Genomic DNA, 21,484 nt, shown 5'->3' with positions numbered 1-21,484 from the left:
GACCGCTGCCGGCAGCGGAATTCCTACATGTGGACGTGCAGGCGGCGGGCTGCCTCGGAGATGGATCCCGTCAGCGACGGGTAGACGGTGAAGGTACTGGCGACGTCGTCGACGTGCATCTTCTGCTTGACCGCGATGGAGATGGGGAAGATGAGCTCGGATGCGTTGGGGCCCACCACCACGCCGCCAATCACGGTTCCCGAGCCCTTCCGGGCGAAGATCTTGACGAACCCGTCCTTCGCGTTGCGCATCTTGGCGCGGGCGTTGCTCTTCAGGGAAAGCTTGATGACGTCGGCCTGGTACTTGCCGGACTCGATCTCGGCCTCCGACACGCCGACGTTCGCGATTTCGGGCGAGGTGAAGATGTTGGACGCCACCTGGTGGAGCTTAAGCGGGGTGACGCCGTCGCCCATGAAGTGGGCCACCGCGATCCTGCCCTGCATGGCTGCCACGGAGGCCAGCGGCAGGACACCGGTGCAGTCACCGGCGGCGTAGATGTTTGGCGCCGTGGTGCGGGAGACGCCGTCGACCTTGATGTGGCCGCTGTCGCTGACCGCCACGCCGGCTTCCTCCAGGCCGATGCCGGCCGTGTTGGGGATGGAGCCAAGGCACAGCAGGCAATGGCTGCCGGTCACGGTGGAGCCATCCGCGAGGGTGACCACCACGCCGTCGTCCGTGCGTTCCACGCTCTGGGCGCGGGAACGGGAAAGCACCCGGACGCCGCGGCGTTCGAAGACTTCCTCCAGCACCACGGCGGCGTCGACGTCGGAGCCGGGCAGGACGCGGTCACGGCTGGAGACCAGGGTGACCTTGGAGCCGAGGCCGTTGTAGGCGGAGGCGAATTCGGCGCCGGTGACGCCGGACCCCACCACGATGAGCTCCTCGGGGAGCTCGTCGAGGTTGTAGATCTGCGTCCAGTTCAGGATCCGTTCGCCGTCCGGGCGGGCGGTGTCCAGCTCGCGGGGGTGTGCGCCGACGGCGAGCAGGACGGTGTCCGCCTCGACCGTCTCGGTGCCGTCAACGGTCAGGACCTCGATGGTGTGGCTGTCCAGGAGCCGGCCGGAGCCTTCGATGATGCGCACGCCCTGTTTCTCCAGGCCGTCGCGGATGTCCCGGGACTGGTTGCGGGCCAGGTTAAGGAGGCGGTCGTTGATGTGCTTGAGGTCGGCGCGCATGACCGGGACGAAGTCGCCGCCGTCGACGTCGAACTTCACTCCCAGCTCGCCGGCTTCAGCGACACGGGTCATCAGGTCGGCCGTGGCAATGAGGGTCTTGGACGGAACGACGTCGGTCAGCACGGCGGAACCGCCGAGCCCGGCGCGCTCGATGATCGTGACCGTCGCCCCGAGCGAGGCGGCCACCATGGCAGCTTCATATCCGCCGGGACCACCTCCCAGGATTGCGATCCGGGGGGAACTGAAATCTGGATGCGTAGTCACAGTCATCCATTCTCGTCCATTTCCGCCTGACCACCAAGAATCCTGGCCTCTTTCCGGGCCCGCCGTGACGGATGCAACAGGGCCGGCAGGATAACTTGTACTGGTGAGTACTACAGACTTCCTGAAGACGGACCCGTTCGCCGCCGCCCGCGCTGCCGCGGACTACATCGCCGAGGAGACGGGCGTGGACCGCCACGACACCGCCCTGGTCCTTGGCTCCGGGTGGGGCGAAGCCGCCGACCTGATCGGCGAGACCACCGCCACCCTGTCCGCGGACGAAGTTCCCGGCTTCCACGCACCCGCCGTTGTGGGCCATACAGGCACCATCCGTTCCATCCTGACCCCCTCGGGAAAGCGGGCCCTGGTCCTGGGCGCCCGCACCCACTACTACGAGGGCAAGGGCGTCCGCGCCGTGGTGCACGGCATCCGGACCGCGGCGGCCGCGGGCTGCAGCACCCTGGTCCTCACCAACGGATGCGGCGGACTCAACGAGGACTGGGCCCCCGGCACTCCGGTCCTGATCCGGGACCACATCAACCTCACCGCCGCTTCCCCGCTGGAGGGCGCCACCTTCGTGGACCTGACAGACCTGTACTCCCCCAGGATCCGGAACCTTGCCCGTGAGGTGGACCCCACCCTGGACGAGGGCGTGTACGCCCAGTTCCCCGGCCCGCATTACGAGACACCCGCAGAAGTGCAGTACGCCAAGCGGATCGGCGCGGACCTCATCGGCATGTCGACGGCGCTGGAGGCCATCGCCGGGCGGCATGCGGGCATGGAGGTGTTCGGCATTTCGCTGGTCACCAACCTTGCAGCCGGCATCAGCCCCAAGCCGCTCAGCCACCAGGAAGTGCTCGAATCCGGCCAGGCCGCGGGCCCGCGGATCTCCCGGCTGCTGGCCGACATCATCGCCCGGCTCTAACCGGCCACGCGCCCGGTGCATCACGGGGGCGGGCAATGACGATAGCGTTATGCCCATGACGACTGCCGATGCCGAACTTCGCCTGCTCGCCGAGGCCCGTGAGTGGGCCGCCCAGGACCCGGACCCCGCCACCAAGGCATCACTCCTCGAGCTGGTCCGCCTGGCCGGCGACGGCGACCCCGCAGCGCGGCAGGAACTGGACGACAGCTTCCGCGGCACCCTGCAGTTCGGCACCGCCGGGCTGCGGGCCGCGCTGGGCCCCGGCCCCAACCGGATGAACCGGGTGGTGGTGCGCCGCGCCGCGGCCGGTCTCGCTGCCTTCCTGGTGGACGTCGTCGGCAAGGCTGCTCCGGGCAGCCGGCCCCGCGCCGTCGTCGGCTATGACGCCCGGCATAACTCAGACGTCTTCGCGGCGGAAACGGCCGCCATTTTCACGGCCGCCGGCATCGAGACCTTCCTGCTGCCGGCCGCCCTGCCCACTCCCCTGCTGGCGTACGCCGTCCGCGCCCTGGACTGCGACGGCGGCGTCATGGTCACCGCCAGCCACAACCCCCCGCAGGACAACGGATACAAGGTCTACCTGGGCAGGCACGCGGTAGCCCCGAACGGCGGGGGCGCCCAGATTGTGGCGCCCTATGATGCCGAAATCGCCGCCCGGATCAGCGCCGTGGGACCGGTGGAATCCATAGCACTGGCCAAGGACGGCTGGACTGTCCTGGACGGCTCGCTGGCAGCAGAATATGAGCGGGCGACGGCGGCCCTCACCATGCCGGACCGCTTCCCCGCGCGGGACCTGCGGATCGTCCTGACTCCCCTGCACGGCGTTGGCGGCGGGACGGCGCTCGACGTCCTGCGTTCGGCAGGTTTCACGGATGTCACCGTGGTGGCCGAACAGGCCGAGCCGGACCCCGATTTCCCCACGGTCAATTTCCCCAACCCGGAGGAACCGGGCGCTTTGGACCTGGCCCTGGAAGCGGCTGCGGACCTGGACGCCGACCTCGTCATCGCCAACGACCCCGATGCCGACAGGGCAGCCGTGGCGGCGAAAGACCCCGGCACAGGCGCCTGGCGGATGCTCCGGGGCGACGAAGTGGGTTCCCTGCTGGGTGCCCACATAGCTGCCCGGCTCGCCGACGGCCCTGCCGCAGGTACAGATGCGGACAGCCCCGGCGTTTTCGCCAACTCGATCGTTTCCTCACGGCTGCTGGCACGGATCGCCGCCGCGGCCGGCTTCGCCCACGAGGAAACCCTCACCGGATTCAAGTGGATCTCCCGCGTCCCCGGCCTGGTCTATGGATACGAGGAGGCCCTGGGGTACTGCGTTGCACCGAATCTGGTGAAGGACAAGGACGGCATCTCCGCAGCTGTCCTGATCGCCGAACTCGCTGCCACCGCCAAAGCCGCCGGCAGGACAGTCTTTGACACCCTGGACGAGCTGTACCTCCAGCACGGCCTGCATGCCAGCGACCAGCTGAGCATCCGGGTGGCGGACCTTGGCCTCCTGGACGCGATGATGAACCGTCTCCGGGTTTCGCCGCCCGAGTCATTCGGACAGTCCGCGGTGGAAGTCTTCACGGACCTCGCCGAAGGCACTGCGCAGCTTCCGCCCACGGAGGGCCTGCTGTACATCACCCGCAACCTGACCCGGGTGATCATCCGGCCCAGCGGTACGGAACCGAAACTCAAGTGCTACCTCGAAGTCATCCACCAGGTGGGGACGGCAGCCGAACTGCCCGCAGCACACCAGGCGGCCCGGGCCTCGCTCGATGAGGTCCTGCATGACGTCAGCGAGGCACTGGGACTCTAGGGACCGCACCCCAGGACCGCACCTAGGACCCCCGGACAGGACCCGCCGTCGGTACCGGGAGTTAAAGCCAAAAGGGGCCGCGTGGCGTCAAACGCCCGGCGGCCCCAAGGGTGCGGTTGAACTGCTAGAGCTGCACCTCGACGAACCCGTCGATGACCCGGGTGCTGAACACGGCCAGGCGCAGCCCGGGGCCGCTGTAGCATTCGCCGGATTCAAGGTCGTAGACCTCTTTGTGCAGCGGGGAGGCGATGGTGGGCCGGGTTCCCTTGGACCCCAGGATGCCCCGGGCCATGACGTGGGCTCCCGTGGCCGGATCCTCATGGGCGACGGCGAAGACTTCCCTGGGGCCGGTGCGGAACAGCGCCACCTGGCGGCCCGCCACCAGTGCGGCCTCACCCCAGGCGGGTTCGAGGTCGTCAACTGCGCAGACGCGGTACCAGCCGGTCTCGAATCCAGCGAGGTCTGAGTCGGCGGCGAGCGCCCCAAGTTCCAGTGTTGCCGTCATGTCCGGCTCCTTTCCCTGTGCCTGTTGTCCTTGCAGCCGCTGCTTTTGCGGCCGTTTCCAACGCTAGGGTCCGGGTGTTTCAACCGGGTGCGGTGAATGTGTCCGGCGCGTAAAAGAGACCTAACGCGATCGGAAATGCGTTCGTGATGCAGAAGTTAAGTTGACGAAACAATTGGGAAACTGAGGCGAAACTGCCCCTTCCTAGGCTTGAGGCACAAGCTGCAGAGCACCGTCTGCGGCCCATGCGAAAGGCCCACAGTGACCGAACAGACTTCAAGCACAGAGACTCCGCGCCGCATCGTCGTCGCCGGCGGCGGCCCCGCGGCCCACCGTTTTGCGGACGCCATGCATGCCCGCGGCCTCGACGGCTGGCATGTCACGGTCCTTACCGAGGAAGCCCACCTCCCCTATGACCGGGTGGCGCTCTCCAAGGCCCTCACCGATACCGGGGTGGACCTCACCCTGGGGACGGCCTCCATGTGGGACCACGGTTCGCTGGACCTGAAGACCGGCGAGCGCGTGGTCGGGATCAACGCGGCGGCCAAGACGGTGGAAACCGCTGCCGGGAACTCCTACGAATATGACGAACTGGTGGTTGCCACGGGCTCGGACGCCGTCCGCCTGCCCATCCCCGGTGCCGAACACGCCCACGTCTACCGCACCCTTGAGGACGTGTGGGCCATCAACAAGGCTCTCGCCGAACTCACCACCAGGCTCGGCCGCAAGGTCAACGCCGTGACCATCGGCGGCGGTCTCCTGGGGCTCGAGTCGGCCGCCGGCACCGAGCAGCTGGGCGCCACCCCGGTTGTCATCAACGGTGCGCCGTGGCTGATGAACACCCAGTTGGACGAGGGCGCCGGCCAGGCCCTGGGCCGCCTCATCGAGGCGAAAGGCTTCGAAGTGCACGGCGGCGTGTTCCCTTCCGAGATTCTGACGGACGACGACGGCCAGGTCACCGGAGTGCTGATGGCGGACGAGCGCATCATCCCGGCCGACCTGGTGATCGTCGCGGTCGGCGTCAAGCCCCGCGATGAGCTGTTCCGTGCCGCGGACGGCGAGGAGCAGCTCTTCAGCCTGGGCCAGCGCGGCGGCGTGGTGATCAATGACTACTGCGCCACCGAGGTGCCGGGCATCTGGGCCATCGGTGAAGTGGCCAACTTCGGCGGCATGTGCCTGGGCCTAGTGGCACCCGCCAACACCATGGCGGAGATCGTTGCGGACCGGCTGCACGGCGGCGACGCCACCTTCCCCGGCTTCGACACCGCCACCAAACTGAAGCTCTCCGGCGTTGACGTTGCCAGCTTCGGAGACGCCTTTGCCCGGACCGAGCACGCCCTCGAGATCGTTTACGCGGACCCCGCACGCGGCGTCTACCAGAAGATCGTCACCACCGACGACGCCAAGACCCTGCTGGGCGGCATCTTCGTCGGCGACGCATCGCCGTACATGAGCCTCCGGCCGCTGCTGGGCCGTGAACTGCCGGCCGAGCCGGGCGCGTTCCTCAGCGCGGCAGGCGGCGGCGAGGCTCCCGAGACGGAACTTCCCGACGACGCCACGCTCTGCTCCTGCAACAACGTCACCGCCGGCAGCATCCGCGACGCCATCAACGGCTGCGGTGCCTGCGAGGGCAACGCCCCGGTGCAGGAACTGGGTGAGCTGAAGGGCTGCACGCGGGCCGGCACCCAGTGCGGTTCCTGCGTGCCCATGCTGAAGAAGCTGCTGGAGACCGAGCTGACCAAGTCCGGCGTGGAGGTCTCCAAGGCCCTCTGCGAGCACATCGAGCTTTCCCGCCAGGAGCTGTTCGACGCCATCCGGGTCCTGGAACTGACCTCCTTCGAGGAGATCATGGCCAAGTACGGCACCGGCGCCGGCTGCGACATCTGCAAGCCCACCATCGCCAACATCCTGGCCAGCCAGAACAGCGCCTACGTGCTCGACGCCGGACGCGGCACCCTCCAGGACACCAACGACCGGGCGCTGGCCAACATGCAGAAGGACGGCACCTACTCAGTGGTGCCCCGCATCGCCGGCGGCGAGATCACTCCGAAGAAGCTCGGCGTCATCGCGGCCGTTGCCGAAAAGTACGGCCTGTACACCAAGATCACCGGCGGCCAGCGGATCGATATGTTCGGGGCGCGGCTGGAGCAGCTCCCGGAGATCTGGAAGGAGCTGGTGGACGCCGGGTTCGAGTCCGGGCAGGCCTACGGCAAGAGCCTGCGCACGGTGAAGTCCTGCGTCGGTTCCACCTGGTGCCGGTTCGGCGTCCAGGACTCGGTGGCCATGGCCATCAAGCTGGAACTGCGCTACCGCGGCCTGCGCAGCCCGCACAAACTGAAGATGGGCGTTTCCGGATGTGCGCGCGAATGCGCCGAGGCCCGCGGCAAGGACGTCGGAGTGATCGCGACGGCGGACGGCTGGAACCTGTACGTCGGCGGCAACGGCGGAGCCACCCCGGCCCATGCGCAGCTCCTGGCCAAGGACCTGGATGACGAAACCCTGATCAAGTACATCGACCGCTACTTCATGTACTACATCCGCACCGCGGACCGGCTGCAGCGCACGGCCCGGTGGCAGGAAGAACTCGACGGCGGCATCAAGCACGTCGAGGACGTGGTGGTCAAGGACACACTGGGCATCGCGGCGGACCTTGAAGCGGCCATGGCCAAGCACGTGGACACCTACGTTGACGAGTGGGCAGACACCCTCAAGGACCCGGAGCGGCTCCGCCGGTTCCGGTCCTTCGTCAACGCACCCGACCAGAAGGACGACTCCATCACCTTCGTGCCGGACGAGCGCGGCCAGATGCGGCCCGCCACCGCGGAGGAAAAGGGCAAGGTCCTGATCGGCGCTTCCATCCCGGTCCGGCCCTCCGCACCGGAAACCATCGGAAACGAGGCATAGCCATGCAGCTCAGTATCGACCTCACCGGCCGGAACGTCCTGGTGACCGGCAACCCGACCGCTGCGCGGCAGGCGGTGCGCCGGTACCAGGCCGCGGGCGCCGTCGTCCACCGCCGCGCCACCCCCGGCAGTGCCACGGTCGCCGAGCTGCCGGAGCAGCTGTTCCTGGTGGCCGCCGTCGAGGACGGACAGCCCGGCTGGAACGCGTTCATGGACCGCTGCCGGAAGGCGGGTATACCGGTTGCCACGGAACCTGCCGCCGGGCCCGCCGGGCACGTCACCCTGGTGGGAGGCGGCCCCGGCACCGGCGACCTGCTCACCGTCGCTGCCGTCAAGGCGCTTCGGGACGCCGACGTCGTCTTCTACGACCGCCTGGCCCCGTACCAGGAGCTGCCAATGCTGACGTCCGCGGAACTCGTCGACGTCGGGAAGAAACCGGGCCACCACAAGGTCAGCCAGTCCGACATCGAGAAGCTGATGGTGGAAAGCGCGCTGGCCGGCAACAACGTGGTCCGCCTCAAGGGCGGGGACCCGTACGTCTTCGGCCGCGGCGGCGAGGAAGTTGCCGCTTGCGTGGCGGCGGGCGTCAAGGTCCAGGTGGTCTCCGGCGTCACCAGCGCGATCTCCGTACCGGCAGCCGCAGGAATCCCCGTGACCCACCGGGAAGTCAGCCACATGTTCACGGTGGTCTCCGGGCACGCACCGCTCACCGAGAAGGAGCACCACCATCTGGCCGGGCTGGGCGGCACCATTGTGGTGCTGATGGGCATCGGGACCCTCCACCAGCTGGCGACCGGACTGCGGCGCGCGGGAATGCGGCCGGACATGCCCATGGCCGTGGTGGAGCGCGGCTACCGGCCCGGCCAGCGCACCACCATTGCGGACCTTGGCACTATCGCCTCCGCCGCTGCCGGCTGCAGCAATCCCGCAGTGCTGGTCATCGGTGAGGTGGTGCGGGTGGCTGAAGCCAACCGGGACCACGCCGGAGCCGCCGCGGACCTGGACAGGCTGGCGGCCTCGCTGCTGGGATCATGAAAGGATTGACCCCCATGACTGCACTTGCACCGGCTGAACAGCTGCGGCCCGAACCACCCCAGGCCGAGGAAGCCACGGACGCCGCCGAGTCGCCGCTGGAGGGTTTCCGCATCGGCGTGACCTCGGACCGCCGCTCGCGCGACCTGATCGAGGCCCTGGAACGCCGGGGCGCCGAGGTGCTGCACGCGCCGGCCCTGAAGATCGCCCCCGTGCAGGAAGACCTGCGCCTCATCGAGGACACCAAGGCCATCATCGCCGCCAAGCCCGACCTGTGCATCGCCACCACCGCCTACGGCATGCGCCGGTGGTGCGAAGCCGCGGACTCCTTCGGGATCGGCGACGAACTGCTCGAAACGCTGGGCAGCTGCCGCATGTTCGTGCGGGGCCCCAAAGCCCGCGGCGCCGTGCGCGCGGCCGGTCTTGCCGACGTCGGCATCAGCAGCGACGAAACCACCTCCACTTTGGTCGACATGCTGCTCACTGAAGGCGTCCGTGGCAAAACCGTAGCCATGCAGTTGCACGGCTACACCGACGTCCGCCAGATCGAACGGCTGCGGATGTCCGGCGCCACGGTCCTGACCGTCACGCCCTACCGCTGGGTGAAGCCCGACGGCGAGGACAAGCTGCCGAGGCTGATCGAAGCGGCATGCAGCGGCAACCTGGATGTCCTGACCTTCACCAGCGCCCCCGCCGTGGACGCTATGTGGAGCACGGCCCACGAGATGGGCCTCTACAAGCAGCTGGTGGAAAGCCTGAAACTGAACGTGACCACCGCCGTGGTGGGTCCTGTCACCGCGCAGCCGCTCCTGGACGCCGGCGTGACGCCGCTGATTCCCGAGCGGTTCCGGATGGGTGCCCTCATTAGGCTGGTCTGCGAGCACCTGGCCCTGAACCACGTCCGGCGGCTGGATACCCGCTCCGGAAACATCGAGCTGCGCGGGCGCAGCCTGCGGATCGATGGCCAGCAAGTGGAACTCGCGCCCGCTCCCCTGCTGCTCCTGCGCGCGCTGCTGGGTGCCGGCGGCGCGGTCCTGTCCCGCGAATCGCTGTCCGACCTGCTGGAACTGCGTGGTTCTGTGCACGCGCTGGACATGACCGTCAGCAGGCTGCGGTCCTCACTGCCTGATGGCAAGCTCATTGAAACGGTGGTGAAGCGCGGCTACCGGATCCGCGTCTAGGTGGCTCCGGCCGGGCGCCCAGCGCCCGGCGCGGCAGCTTTTGTGTCGCGCGGACACCGAATGAGAGGTGCGTCACCGGTTCTGTTACCGGCCGGTAAATACTGGCGAACAGGGGTCCGCTGAACGGCAACTGCGGGGAAACACGCCGGAAAAAGCGCAGGCCTACGCTGGGTCCCATCACGAAGTTCCGGCCGCACTCCGGCCGCCAGCGAAAGGGCCAGCACATGTCCGCTCCGGCACCCTCCACGTCCACCTCCACTGCAACCCGCATCGTCATCGCCGGCGCCGGCCCTTCTGCCCAGGCCCTCGTGGCGCAGCTGGACCGCGCCCGGTTCACCGGAACCATCACCGTGCTGAGCAACCGGGATGACACGCCGGACGAGCTGCTGGAGCTGGCCTCGCTGCCCCAGGTCTCGGTCCGCTTCGGCCAGCCCGCAAGCCACATTGATGCCGTAAACCGCACCGTCGCAACCGCCGACGGCATGGAATTCGCTTACGACCAGCTGGTTATCGCCACTGGCTCGGCACCCGTCGCCAACCCCGTGGACGGCGCGGCGCAGTGCCTGAGCTACTCCACCATCGACGACGCCCCGCGCATTGCCGAAGGGGTGCAGGAAGTGGCCAGGGAGCTGGGGCGCCGCCCGGTGGGGATCCTGGTGGGGACGGGCGCAGCGGCCGGGCAAGCCGAGGCAGTGCTCCGCGCCAAAGGCGTGCGGCCCATCCGCACCACGGCCCGGCCCGCCGCGGTCATCCCCGCCGTCGTGTCCGGTGGATCCGCTTCGTCCCTTGCCGCCTCCGCTGTGGTGTTCGAAGACGGCAGCAGCATGACCGGTGACCTGGTGGTCCTGGCCGAGGACCGGGTATCCCGGGACGACCTCGCGGCCAGCGCAGGCCTGCACACTGCCCCCGGCGGCGGCATAGTGATCAGCAGGGACTTCCGCACCTCGGTTGCGGGAATCTGGGCGATCGGTGACGCCGCAGCGTTCGACGGCGTGCGGCTGGGACTGCTGGTGGCGGCAGCATCCGCGGCAGGCGCGTGCGCCACCCAGTTGTTGAGCGCGGCATCGGAAGCGCCGGCCCTGCAGGCTGCTGCCTGAGCCGGGGCCCGGAGGACCGCCTGCCCGGGCTGTGACACCCTGCACTGGGACAAGCCGCGCTGTGACAAGATGGTTCCCGAAACCGAGTCAACGCCAGGCCTCCGCGGCCCTTCGAGAGGACCATCATGAGCAACGAAGCCACCGTGCATACAGGCACCGCCCAGCCTGCCGGACCCGCGAATATTGCCTCCTTTATCGACCACACGCTGCTCAAGCCCGAGGCCTCCGAAGCGGATGTGCTGAAGGTCTGCGCGGAAGCCGCCGAGTACCGGTTCAAGTCGGTCTGCGTGAACCCTATCTGGGTCAAGACCGTCACCACCGCCCTCAAGGGCTCCGGTGTCCTGGCCTGCTCCGTGGTGGGCTTCCCGCTGGGAGCAACCCCCACCGACGTGAAGTCCTTCGAGGCCCGTGGCGCCGTGCTGGACGGCGCGGACGAGGTTGACATGGTGATCAACATCGCCGCCGCCCGGGCCGGGGACAAGGGTGCGCTGGTGGAGGACATTGCCGCCGTCGCCGAAACTGTCCACGCGGGCGGCGCCATCCTGAAAGTCATCATCGAAACAGCCCTCCTGACGGATGAGCAGAAGGTCCTCGCTTGCCAGGCGGCCGTGGCCGCCGGGGCCGACTTCGTGAAGACCTCAACGGGATTCAACGGCGGCGGCGCCACCGTGGAGGACGTGGCCCTGATGCGCAGGACCGTGGGCCCGGACCTGGGGGTCAAGGCGTCCGGCGGCGTACGGTCCCTGGCCGACGCGCAGGCTATGATTGCAGCAGGTGCAACACGAATTGGTGCCAGCTCCGGGATTGCCATCGTCAAGGGTGAACAGGGTTCAGCCGCTTACTGACCGGCACCGGAAGCCGCCACAGATGACGCCCCGCGGGGCCGAGGAGGAACACATGTCCAGCCAGATCAACGCGTCCAGCCGGGACTCGGCGTCCAACCAGGAAGCCGTCCGGACCCCGCAGAACGAGAACAACCTGGCAGGCAGCCTGGTCCTCTTCGTGGTCTGCTTTGCCCTGTTCCTGGGCGCCATCTATTCGCTGTCCTTCCTCAGCCTGGAAAACCCCTGGCCCATGGCCGTCTGCCTTGTCCTCTTTGGCCTGGCGTTCTGGATTCCGCTGACCGTTTTCGGCCGCTCCGATTCCGCCGGCGAGCACTAACCCCGGCATTTGGCTGTACCTTTCCCACAAGGACACCCGGTGCGGCCCCAGTCGGGCTGAGCATTGGAAAGGACCCCGGACTGCGTCCGGGGTCCTTTGCTGTCTGCCGCTGGACGCTGCCGGACGCTGCCCGTACCTAGAACCAGAGCCTGATCCAGGCACCCGCGGCTGCCGCCGCCCGTCCCCAGTGGTGCTGGGCGATGGCCCAGCCCGCCATGGACATGCCCACCATGGCGTACGCACTCACCGGGATCAGCACCAGCCATTCCCGCTTGGAACCGGCCCTCCCCAGCAGGGGAACGGACAGGGCGCCATTGGGCCGCCACACATTCCGCAGCAATGGCAGGCGGCGGAGCAGCTTCGGCGGCCGGACCACCAGCGGCCACAGCAACGGCACTCCCCCGGTGGTGATGAGGTCGCCCACGATATGCACCGCCACGCCAATCAGCATCGACGTGGGGAGCCAGGTCCATTGGTCGGGCGCATACACCGTCACCAGGCCCGCCATGGCCAGGGCGAAAATCCAGTTCGAGATGAAACCACTCTTGGGAAAGAGCTTCAACGCCTTCGCTGCGATGTTGATCAGGAACATGCACAGCAGTCCCGCGCCCACCGACAGCCGCCCCCACCCGGTATCCATATGGACCTGCGACGCCAGACCGGCCAGGAACACGAACACCGCCGCTCCCAGGATCGAGTGCGTGCCCTGCCGGTGCCCGCCGCTGGCGTTTTCGATGCCGCGCGCGATCGCGTTGGACAGCGGCGGCAGTGAGTGGGCCACGGTGCTGGAGCGGTGGTCCCAGTCGCAGACCAGCGCCGTCCCCGCGGTTGCCATGCCCCCGATGAGGATGCCGGTGGGATCAAGCGGGTACCAGCCCAGGGTGTAGGGGCCAGTGGACGCAACAGCTACCCACGCCGCGGCTCCCGACGCGGCGTGGTGTCCTCCCATCACGTCCTAGCCGCTGACTGCCGGCGCGGCCAGGGGCGCGTCGGAGAAGATGTTGCGGATGACGCCATTGGCCCACTCCAGGATTTCGGCGTCCTGCAGGTCCCTGCCGCCGATCCGGGCAGTCTTTGGCTTGGGAATGAGGATTGCGTCCAAGGCGGGCTTGGACTGCGAGCCGGGGTACATCCGGTTCAGCCGCATGGTCTTGGACTCCGGGAGGGACGCCGGGGAGAACTTGATGAAGTTTCCCTGCAGCGCGACGTCGGACAGTCCAGCTTCGCGGGCGGCAACCCGGAAGCGTGCCACCGCCACCAGGTTAAGGGCCGGCAGCGGAAGCTCGCCGTAGCGGTCCACGAGTTCTGCCTGCACCTCATCAATGGCGTCGTCGGTCAGCGCGGCGGCCAGCTTGCGGTAGGCCTCCAGCCGCAGCCGTTCTCCCGGGACGTAGTCGTGCGGCAGGTGCGCGTTGACCGGCAGCTCGATCTTCATCTCGGCGGCCTTTTCCTCGGCCTCGCCGCGGAAGTCCGCCACGGCTTCGCCCACCAGGCGGATGTACAGGTCGAATCCCACCCCCTGGATGTGGCCTGACTGTTCCCCGCCCAGCAGGTTGCCCGCCCCGCGGATCTCCAGGTCCTTCATGGCCAGCTGCATGCCGGCACCGAGTTCGTTGTGGGCCGCAACGGCCTTGAGGCGCTCCAGTGCCACCTCGCCCAGGGGTTTCTCCGAGGGGTACAGGAAGTAGGCATAGGCGCGCTCCCGGCCCCGGCCTACGCGGCCGCGGAGCTGGTGCAGCTGGGACAGGCCGTACTTGTCCGCCCCGTCCACGATCAGGGTGTTGGCGTTAGAGATGTCCAGCCCGGTCTCGATGATGGTGGTGCAGACCAGGACGTCGAACCTCTTCTCCCAGAAGTCCACGATAATCTGCTCCAGGCGGCTCTCCGACATCTTGCCGTGTGCCACCTCCACCCTGGCTTCCGGTACCAGTTCGCGGATCTTCGCCGCCGTCCGTTCGATGGTGGACACCCGGTTGTGGACGAAGAAGACCTGGCCTTCGCGCATCAGCTCGCGGCGGATGGCGGCGGAGGTCTGCTTGTCCGTGTACGGACCCACGTAGGTCAGCACCGGGTGCCGTTCCTCCGGCGGGGTGGCCAGGGTTGAGGTTTCCCGGATCCCGGTCAGCGACATTTCCAGGGTGCGCGGAATGGGGGTGGCACTCATGGCCAGCACATCGACGTTGGTGCGCATCTTCTTCAGCGCTTCCTTGTGTTCGACGCCGAACCGCTGTTCCTCGTCCACGATCACCAGGCCCAGGTCCTTGAACTCGAAGTCCTTGGCCAGCAGCCGGTGGGTGCCGATCACCACGTCCACGGCGCCGCTCTTGACGCCTTCGGCGGTTTCCTTTGCCTCCTTGGTGCTCTGGAACCGGGACAGGGGGCGCACGCGGAGCGGGAAGCCGGAGAATCGTTCGGTGAACGTTTCGTAGTGCTGCTGGGCCAGCAGTGTGGTGGGCACCAGTACGGCCACCTGCTTGCCGTCCTGCACCGCTTTGAACGCGGCGCGCACCGCAATCTCGGTTTTGCCGTAGCCCACGTCGCCGGACACCAGGCGGTCCATGGGGATTTCCCGCTCCATGTCCGCCTTGACCTCGTTGATGGTGGTCAGCTGGTCGGGCGTCTCGACGTACGGGAAGGCTTCCTCCAGTTCGCGCTGCCAGGGTGTGTCGGGGCCAAACGCGTGCCCACGCGACGCCATCCGGGCCGAGTACAGCCGGATCAGCTCACCGGCGATCTCCTTGACGGCCTTGCGCGCCTTGGACTTGGTGCTGGCCCAGTCCGCGCCGCCCATCTTGCTCAGGACAGGGGTCTCGCCGCCCACATAGCGGGTCACCTGGTCCAGCTGGTCGGTCGGGACGAACAGCCGGTCGCCGGGGGCGCCGCGCTTGGCGGGCGCGTATTCCAGGACCAGGTATTCGCGCACGCCGTCGCCGCCGCCGGCCACCTTGCGCTGGATGAGCTCCACGAACCGGCCGATGCCGTGCTGTTCGTGAACCACGTGGTCGCCCGCCACCAGCTGGAGGGGGTCGACGGCGTTGCGGCGCTTGGAGGGCATCCGCCGCATGTCCTTGGTGGACCCGGCAGACGTGCGGCCCAGCAGGTCGGCTTCGGTGAGCAAGCCCAGCTTGAGCCCGTCCAGGACGAAACCGCGGCCGACGACGGCAGTGGTCACCTCGATGATGCCCGGCTGGGGCTCGTGGTCCAGGCTGTCCACCCGGGCACAGGGGATGTCGTTTTCGTGGAAGAGTTCCGCCAGGCGCTGGGCCGGCCCGGGGCCTTCGGTGGCCACCACGATCCGCCACTGGTCCCGGACGTGGGAGCCGATGAAGTCCATCATCTCCGCCACGTCGCCCTGGTAGCCGCGGGGCTCCCGGGCGTGCAGGTTCAGGACATCGATCTCGGGGAGCAGTTCCGCGTCCTGCGCCAGGGACGTGATGGACCACCAGGACACGCCGTGCGCCAGGGCTGAGCCGCGGGTTTCAGCCAGCGAACGGAAGCTTGCCGAATGCAGCGCCGCGCTGGCCTGGGAGCTGAGGTCCAAAGGGGCCGCCCCGCCGTCGGACGCTGTGGACCAGGCAGCTTCGAGGAATTCCTCGTTGGTGGCGGCGAGGTCGTGGGCGCGGGTGCGCACCTTCTCGGGTTCGACCACCACGGCGATGGAATCCGCGGGCAGCTGGTCCACGAACGGGACCATGGCATCCACCAGCACCGGGGCGAGCGATTCCATGCCCTCCACGGCGATGCCGTCGGCGATCTTTTCCAGCATGTCCGCCGCGGCCGGAAGCTGGGCCTTCAGGGTGGCGGCCCGGGACATGACGGACGGGGTGATCAGGATTTCCCGGCAGGGTGGAGCGTGCAGTTCGGTGGGGTGGTGGATGCCAGGAGCGGACAGCGAGCGCTGGTCTGCCACGGCGAACCAGCGCATCTGGTCCACTTCGTCCCCGAAGAATTCCACGCGGATGGGATGGTCCTCGGTGGGCGGAAAGACGTCGATGATGCCGCCGCGGACGGCGAATTCGCCGCGGTGCGTCACCATGTCCACTCGGGCATAGGCGGCGTCGGCGAGGCTCTTCACCACGCTGCTGAACGGAACGTCCTGGCCCACCTTTAACGTGACAGGGACCAGGTCACCAAGGCCCGCCACCACTGGCTGGACCACGGCGCGGACGGGAGCGACGACGACGCGCAGCCGCCCCGCCGTCGAACTTTCCGGGTGTGCCAGACGGCGCAGCACGGACAGCCGGCGGCCCACCGTGTCCGAGCGCGGCGACAGCCGCTCGTGCGGGAGGGTTTCCCAGCTGGGGAATTCTGCCACGGCGTCTGCCGGCAGGTAGGCGCGCAGGGCTGCCGCCAGGTCCTCGGCCTCGCGGCCGGTGGCGGTGACCGCCACCACCACGCCGGGTTCCGCGCCGTCGGCCGCAGCCGCGAGCCCGTCCGCCATTTCCGCGAGGAGAACAGGGCGCAGGCCGGCCGGAGCGCTGATCTGGTAGTCCTGCCCCCGGACGGAGAAGCCCCTGGCAGCCTCAGCCGTGACGCGGGCGAACGTCTGGTCCGGTTCCAGGGCGCGGCGGAGCCCGTCCAGTGCCGGGCCTGTGCCGGGCTTACCGGTGGCGGTCTTGCCTGTGCTGGAAGTGCCGGCGGCGGACTGGCCGGAAAGACTCATGGCAGAAGCTCCTGTGGTGTTCATGGCGATCGCAGGCAACGCGAAAACCCGAAATTCGCTGCGAATCCCGGGTAGACCCAGCCTACCGCGCAGGAGTGACATGGCGGGCCGGCGCCAGCGGGCCTAGGCTGGCAGGGCCACGCCGCATTCGATCGGAACAGCCGTCCGCACGGGCTGCCGCTCCGAACCCCTTGGGACGAACAGGAGCCAGGATGACCGCAATGAGTGCCCAGCCAACACGCAAGACCGTCCTTGTCACCGGAGCCACCGGCTACATTGGCGGCCGGTTGGTGCCCCGGCTGCTGGAAGCCGGCCATACGGTCAAGGTCCTGGTCCGCTCCCCCGACAAGATTGCCGGCGTCCCGTGGCGGGACAGGGTTGACGTGGTGGAAAGCAGCCTCGAGGACGGTGATGCGCTCCGCGACGCCCTGGCCGGCGTCGACGTCTTCTACTACCTGGTCCACTCCATGGCCGCCGGCGCCGGGTTCGAGGCCAAGGAAAAGGCCATGGCCACCACCGCAGCGGACGCCGCAGCGGACGCAGGCGTGCACCGGATCGTATACCTGGGCGGCCTGCACCCGCAGGGCGTGGAGCTCTCGACCCACATGAGGTCCCGTGAAGCGGTGGGAAAGGTGTTCCTGGACGGCCCCGTGGACGCCATCGTATTCCAGGCCGGCGTGGTGATCGGATCCGGGTCCGCCTCCTTCGAAATGATCCGCCACCTCTCCGAAACCCTGCCCCTGATGCCGGCGCCCAGCTGGGTGCGCAACAGGATCGAGGCCATCGCCGTCCGCGACGTCCTCTATTACCTGGTGTCCGCCGCCTCGCTGGAGGGGCCCATCAGCCGGACCTTCGATATCGGCTGCCGGCAGGTACTTACCTACGCGGGGATGATGAAGGAGTACGCCGCGGAAGCGGGCCTGCCCTACCGTGTGGTGCTGGCGCTGCCGGTGCCCGCGCCCAAGCTGGCCGGGATGTGGGTAGCCCTGACCACGCCCATCCCGCTGTCCATGGCAGTGCCCCTGGTCCAGTCGCTCCAGCACGACGCCGTAGCCAACGAGCATGACATCGACCAGTACATTCCCCAGCCCGACGGCGGCCTGACCCCCTACCGCACAGCGGTGGCCCTTGCGCTGGGCAAGGAACGCGACGGCCAGGTGGAGACCACCTGGGCAAGTGCCGGCGCGGACTCGGATCCGCTCCCCAGCGACCCCGAGTGGGCCGGGCACAAGGTGTACATCGACGAACGGACCTTCCACGGAGACGTGGATCCCGCCCACGTGTGGACCATCATCGAAGGCATCGGCGGCCGCAACGGCTGGTACTCGCTGCCCCTGGCCTGGCAGGTCCGTGGCTGGCTGGACAAGCTGACGGGCGGGGCGGGGCTGCTGCGCGGCCGCAGGCACCCCCACTCCCTCTCCGCCGGCGAGGTGGTGGACTGGTGGCGGGTGGAGCGGATCGAGCGCGGCCGGCTGCTGCGCCTGCGGGCCGAAATGCGGGCGCCCGGCCGCGCCTGGCTGGAGCTGTCCGTGGAGCCCGACGGCGGTGGCAGCCGCTACCGGCAGCGCGCCATTTTCTTTCCCAAGGGCCTGAGCGGACGGCTCTACTGGCTCGCCGTCCTTCCCTTCCACAGCCTGATCTTCCCGGCCATGGCGCGGAACATCACCACGGCCGCGCAGAAACTTGCCGATGCGGAGCCCGCACCCATCACCCCGTAGGATGTTGGAGGCTTAATCCGTTCCCCACGTCCCAGGAGGACCCATGGCGCTGAGCGCAACCACCACCCTTCCGCACCCCGTTGACAGCGTCGCCGCTGTGCTGGTGAACGAGGACTTCCAGCGTCACGTCAGCCAGCTGGTGGGCGGCAGCCTGGAGTCCTTCAGCGTGGACGGCGACATCGCGGGGGCCTTCAACACCACCTCCGTGCGGACCCTTCCCACCACCCGCCTGCCGGAGATCGCCCGGAAGTTCGTGGGCGAGCACCTCAAGGTGACCCAGGTCGAAAGCTGGGACGCGCCCGCCCCGGACGGCTCCCGCCAGAGCAACATTTCGCTGAAGATCGCCGGCGCCCCCGTGGACGTCACCGCCGTGCAGCGGCTGGTGGCCGACGGCGGCGGAACCCGGGTGGAGCTTGAGGGCGCCGTGAAGTCCTCGGTTCCGTTCCTGGGCGGCAAGATCGCCGACGCCGCCGAGCCCATGGTGGCCAAGGCGCTGAACCTGCAGGCCGCACAGGCGCAGGCCTGGCTGGAAAGCCACTAACCCATGCAGCTTCCCGTTTTTCCCGCACTGGTCCTGATTGTCGCCGGTGTCTGGTCCCTGGTGGTCTGGCCGCAGTTCCTCCGCCGGGTCATGAAGGACCCCCGCGCCCGCGACACCGCAGGCAAAGCGACGAAGTTCCTGACCGTGCACGTGGTGCTGGTGAGCATCTCCATGGTGCTCGGCCTCGCCACCGCGGTGATCGGCGTCCTGGGCCTGCTGGGCTAGAGATCCAATGCAAAAGGCTCTCCTTCCGTTGGAAGGAGAGCCTTTTTGGTGTTCCGGACCGGCGGCTCAGGCTGCCTGGTTGAGGGCGTCCTCCGCGGCGACCCAGGAGATCATGGCGCACTTGACGCGTGCGGCGTAGCGAGCCACCCCCTCGAAGGCCGCGGCGTCGCCGAGCAGCTCAGGATCGGCATGGACCTTGCCCCGCGAGCGAAGCACCTCACGGAAACTGTCGATGACCCCGTGCAATTCGGCCACGGTCATGCCCTCGGCAAGGTCGGTCAGGACCGAGGCAGAGGCCATCGAAATGGAGCAGCCGGCCCCATCCCACGCGACCTGCGCCACCTTGCCGTCCCGGACCGCAAGCCGGAGGGTCACTTCGTCGCCGCACACGGGGTTGAGCTGGTGCGACTGGCCCGTGGAGGTGCCGTCCGGCGCTTCGGTTGCGGCCAGGCCGCTGCCGTGCCGGGCCTTGGAGTGGTCAAGGATGATCTGCTGGTACAGCTGGTCAAGGCTCATGGTGTCCTCTTTCGTCCCGCCGCTAGGCGCGGAAGTAGGCCCGGACGCCGGCCACTGCTTCCAGGAAGCGGTCCACGTCATCGGTGGTGTTGTACAGGTATGTGCTGGCCCTGGTGGTGGCGGTCAAGCCGAGCCTGCGGTGCAGCGGCTGCGCGCAGTGGTGCCCCACGCGGACGGCGATGCCCCGGGAGTCGAGGAACTGCCCCACGTCGTGGGCGTGGACCCCCTCGACGTCGAAGGCGGCCAGGCCAATCCTCTCCTGTCCGGCGGCCGGGCCAAGCACACGGATGCCGGGAAGGGCTTCCAATCCGGCCACCAGGCGCTGGCCCAGGTGTGCTTCCCAGGCGTGGATGCGGTCCAGGCCTGTCTCGGTGAGGTAGTTGGCAGCGGCGGCCAGGGCCACCGCCTGGGAGATGCGCTGCGTGCCCGCTTCGAAGCGCTGGGGCGCCGGCAGGTACTCCGCCCTTTCCATGGTGACGGTGGTGATCATCGACCCGCCGGTCAGGAACGGCGGAAGGATGTCCAGCAGCTCCTGCCGCCCGTACAGCACGCCGATGCCGGTGGGGGCAAGCATCTTGTGGCCCGAGAAGACGGCGAAGTCGACACCGAGCGCCTTGACGTCCAGCGGCAGGTGCGGGGCGGACTGGCACGCATCCAGGACAACGAGGGCGCCGGCGTTGTGGCCCAGGGCCGCCAGTTCCTGCACCGGGTTGATGGTGCCCAGGACATTGGAGGCGTGGGTGAAAGCCAGGACTTTGGTGCGGGAACCGATGACGGCCGCGGCCTGGTCCATCAGGAGGCTGCCATCGTCCCCGATGGGGATGTAGCGGAGGGTGGCCCCGGTGCGGTAGGCGAGCTCCTGCCACGGGATGAGGTTGGCGTGGTGCTCCATCTCCGTCACCACGATCTCGTCGCCGGGCTTCAGCGCCAGGTCCTTGAGCCCCTGGTCCCCCCGCCCCTGGGCGGCCCACAGTGTCGCGTTCGAGAGCGCGTAGGAAAGGAGGTTCAACCCCTCGGTGGCGTTCGATGTCCAGATGGTCTCCGCGTAATCCGCCCCGATGAAATCGGCGAGGGTCTGCCGGGCATCCTCGAAGGCGTCGGTGGCCTCCACCGCAAGATGGTGGGCGCCGCGGTGAACAGCGGCGTTACGCTGCTCGTAGAACTCCTGCTCCGCCTCGATGACGCTGACCGGGTTTTGCGAGGTAGCCCCGGAGTCGAGGTAGACCAGCGGCTCCCCGTTGACCAGCTGGTTGAGGACCGGGAAGTCGTTGCGGATACGCAGCACCTCGGCATTGTCCATGGCAGGTACGGCGCGCTCCAGTGTGGCTGGCGTTGTAACGAGGGCCAAAACGAACTCCTTGGGCTGCCAAATGTCTGACACCCAATTGTCCCACACACGGCTGTGGCGGNGGGGCAGCCGCCACCGCAGTCCCGGGCTTCAGCCGAGGGAGCAGAGGGCCGGCGACGGCTGGGGGGAGAGTCTCGGTCTCAGAAGACTCTGACGTCGCCGGCCCCGTCTATGCCCGGTCCAGGGACCGGAAGTCGAGAGGGCCATCATGTCCTGTCGGCTGCTCCGCGACCTCCAGCCTGCCGCTTTGCTTTGCCTCCTTAAGTAAAGCTGCCGGCGTCGTGCCGTACACGAGTAGGGTGTACTCGAATCCGGGCGTGGGGACTACGGGGAGGGGGTTCCTGCCCCTTCACATGGGGAGTCGGGAGCCGTCCCGAGGCACGACAATGCCGACGCCGGGGCGTCAGGTGAGTGCCGGCGTCGGATCTT

Annotated in this window: 17 protein-coding genes; 11 read left to right on the top strand and 6 right to left on the bottom strand. The window is 68.3% G+C overall.

From position 1 onward, the window contains the following. Window positions 1-23: 23 nt before the first annotated feature. Complete coding sequence (locus tag ACTJK0_RS05020) at window positions 24-1,439, bottom strand: NAD(P)H-quinone dehydrogenase (protein WP_440744470.1); 1,416 nt, start codon at window positions 1,437-1,439, stop codon at window positions 24-26. A gap of 103 nt (window positions 1,440-1,542) precedes the next feature. Between ACTJK0_RS05020 and ACTJK0_RS05015 the strand changes: the two genes are divergently transcribed. Continuing rightward, a complete protein-coding gene (locus ACTJK0_RS05015; protein ID WP_440744469.1) occupies window positions 1,543-2,361 on the top strand; it encodes a purine-nucleoside phosphorylase in 819 nt (272 codons plus the stop codon). Window positions 2,362-2,416: 55 nt separating this feature from the next. Beyond that, a complete protein-coding gene (locus ACTJK0_RS05010) occupies window positions 2,417-4,168 on the top strand; it encodes a phospho-sugar mutase (RefSeq protein WP_440744468.1) in 1,752 nt (583 codons plus the stop codon). A 124-nt stretch (window positions 4,169-4,292) separates the two neighbouring features. Here the strand turns inward: ACTJK0_RS05010 and nirD are convergent, their stop codons facing one another. After that, window positions 4,293-4,673, bottom strand: coding sequence for a nitrite reductase small subunit NirD (nirD, locus tag ACTJK0_RS05005; RefSeq protein ID WP_440744467.1), 381 nt, complete (start codon window positions 4,671-4,673; stop codon window positions 4,293-4,295). Window positions 4,674-4,931: 258 nt separating this feature from the next. On the opposite strand from nirD, the gene nirB reads away from it, so the two are divergent. From nirB to ACTJK0_RS04975, 6 genes are all read left to right on the top strand, one after another. Then, complete coding sequence (nirB, locus tag ACTJK0_RS05000; protein ID WP_440744466.1) at window positions 4,932-7,574, top strand: nitrite reductase large subunit NirB; 2,643 nt, start codon at window positions 4,932-4,934, stop codon at window positions 7,572-7,574. Between the two features lie 2 nt (window positions 7,575-7,576). Further along, window positions 7,577-8,608 carry a uroporphyrinogen-III C-methyltransferase gene (gene cobA, locus ACTJK0_RS04995; RefSeq protein WP_440744465.1) on the top strand — a complete coding sequence of 344 codons (1,032 nt, stop codon included), beginning with the start codon at window positions 7,577-7,579 and terminating at the stop codon, window positions 8,606-8,608. Between the two features lie 14 nt (window positions 8,609-8,622). Continuing rightward, complete coding sequence (locus tag ACTJK0_RS04990; protein ID WP_440744464.1) at window positions 8,623-9,786, top strand: uroporphyrinogen-III synthase; 1,164 nt, start codon at window positions 8,623-8,625, stop codon at window positions 9,784-9,786. Window positions 9,787-10,010: 224 nt separating this feature from the next. Then, window positions 10,011-10,883, top strand: coding sequence for an FAD-dependent oxidoreductase (locus ACTJK0_RS04985; protein ID WP_440744463.1), 873 nt, complete (start codon window positions 10,011-10,013; stop codon window positions 10,881-10,883). A 125-nt stretch (window positions 10,884-11,008) separates the two neighbouring features. Next, window positions 11,009-11,728, top strand: a complete 720-nt coding sequence (gene deoC, locus ACTJK0_RS04980) for a deoxyribose-phosphate aldolase (protein WP_440744462.1) — start codon at window positions 11,009-11,011, stop codon at window positions 11,726-11,728. A 52-nt stretch (window positions 11,729-11,780) separates the two neighbouring features. Further along, window positions 11,781-12,044, top strand: coding sequence for a hypothetical protein (locus tag ACTJK0_RS04975; RefSeq protein WP_110542933.1), 264 nt, complete (start codon window positions 11,781-11,783; stop codon window positions 12,042-12,044). 136 nt (window positions 12,045-12,180) lie between these two features. Here the strand turns inward: ACTJK0_RS04975 and ACTJK0_RS04970 are convergent, their stop codons facing one another. Both ACTJK0_RS04970 and mfd read right to left on the bottom strand, forming a co-directional pair. After that, window positions 12,181-12,993, bottom strand: a complete 813-nt coding sequence (locus tag ACTJK0_RS04970; RefSeq protein WP_440744461.1) for a metal-dependent hydrolase — start codon at window positions 12,991-12,993, stop codon at window positions 12,181-12,183. A 6-nt stretch (window positions 12,994-12,999) separates the two neighbouring features. Continuing rightward, window positions 13,000-16,707 (bottom strand): transcription-repair coupling factor, encoded by a 3,708-nt coding sequence (gene mfd, locus ACTJK0_RS04965; RefSeq protein WP_440744460.1) that lies wholly within the window; start codon window positions 16,705-16,707, stop codon window positions 13,000-13,002. Window positions 16,708-16,919: 212 nt separating this feature from the next. On the opposite strand from mfd, the gene ACTJK0_RS04960 reads away from it, so the two are divergent. Genes ACTJK0_RS04960 through ACTJK0_RS04950 form a run of 3 tightly spaced genes read left to right on the top strand, consistent with a single transcriptional unit; the run spans window position 16,920 to window position 19,191 of the window. Continuing rightward, window positions 16,920-18,425 carry an SDR family oxidoreductase gene (locus tag ACTJK0_RS04960; protein ID WP_440744459.1) on the top strand — a complete coding sequence of 502 codons (1,506 nt, stop codon included), beginning with the start codon at window positions 16,920-16,922 and terminating at the stop codon, window positions 18,423-18,425. 43 nt (window positions 18,426-18,468) lie between these two features. Next, complete coding sequence (locus tag ACTJK0_RS04955) at window positions 18,469-18,966, top strand: DUF2505 domain-containing protein (protein ID WP_110542846.1); 498 nt, start codon at window positions 18,469-18,471, stop codon at window positions 18,964-18,966. Window positions 18,967-18,969: 3 nt separating this feature from the next. Further along, a complete protein-coding gene (locus ACTJK0_RS04950; RefSeq protein WP_110542845.1) occupies window positions 18,970-19,191 on the top strand; it encodes an SCO4848 family membrane protein in 222 nt (73 codons plus the stop codon). 66 nt (window positions 19,192-19,257) lie between these two features. Here ACTJK0_RS04950 and sufU read toward each other — a convergent pair whose 3' ends face one another. Both sufU and ACTJK0_RS04940 read right to left on the bottom strand, forming a co-directional pair. After that, window positions 19,258-19,707, bottom strand: coding sequence for a Fe-S cluster assembly sulfur transfer protein SufU (gene sufU, locus ACTJK0_RS04945; RefSeq protein WP_110542844.1), 450 nt, complete (start codon window positions 19,705-19,707; stop codon window positions 19,258-19,260). A 22-nt stretch (window positions 19,708-19,729) separates the two neighbouring features. After that, window positions 19,730-21,055, bottom strand: a complete 1,326-nt coding sequence (locus ACTJK0_RS04940) for a SufS family cysteine desulfurase (RefSeq protein WP_440744458.1) — start codon at window positions 21,053-21,055, stop codon at window positions 19,730-19,732. Window positions 21,056-21,484 lie beyond the last annotated feature (429 nt).

It is taken from the genome of Paenarthrobacter sp. 22069, from assembly GCF_052046035.1.
Taxonomy (GTDB): domain Bacteria; phylum Actinomycetota; class Actinomycetes; order Actinomycetales; family Micrococcaceae; genus Arthrobacter.
Note: the sequence above shows the minus strand (reverse complement) of the source record. Positions and strands in the feature narration are given on the sequence as shown.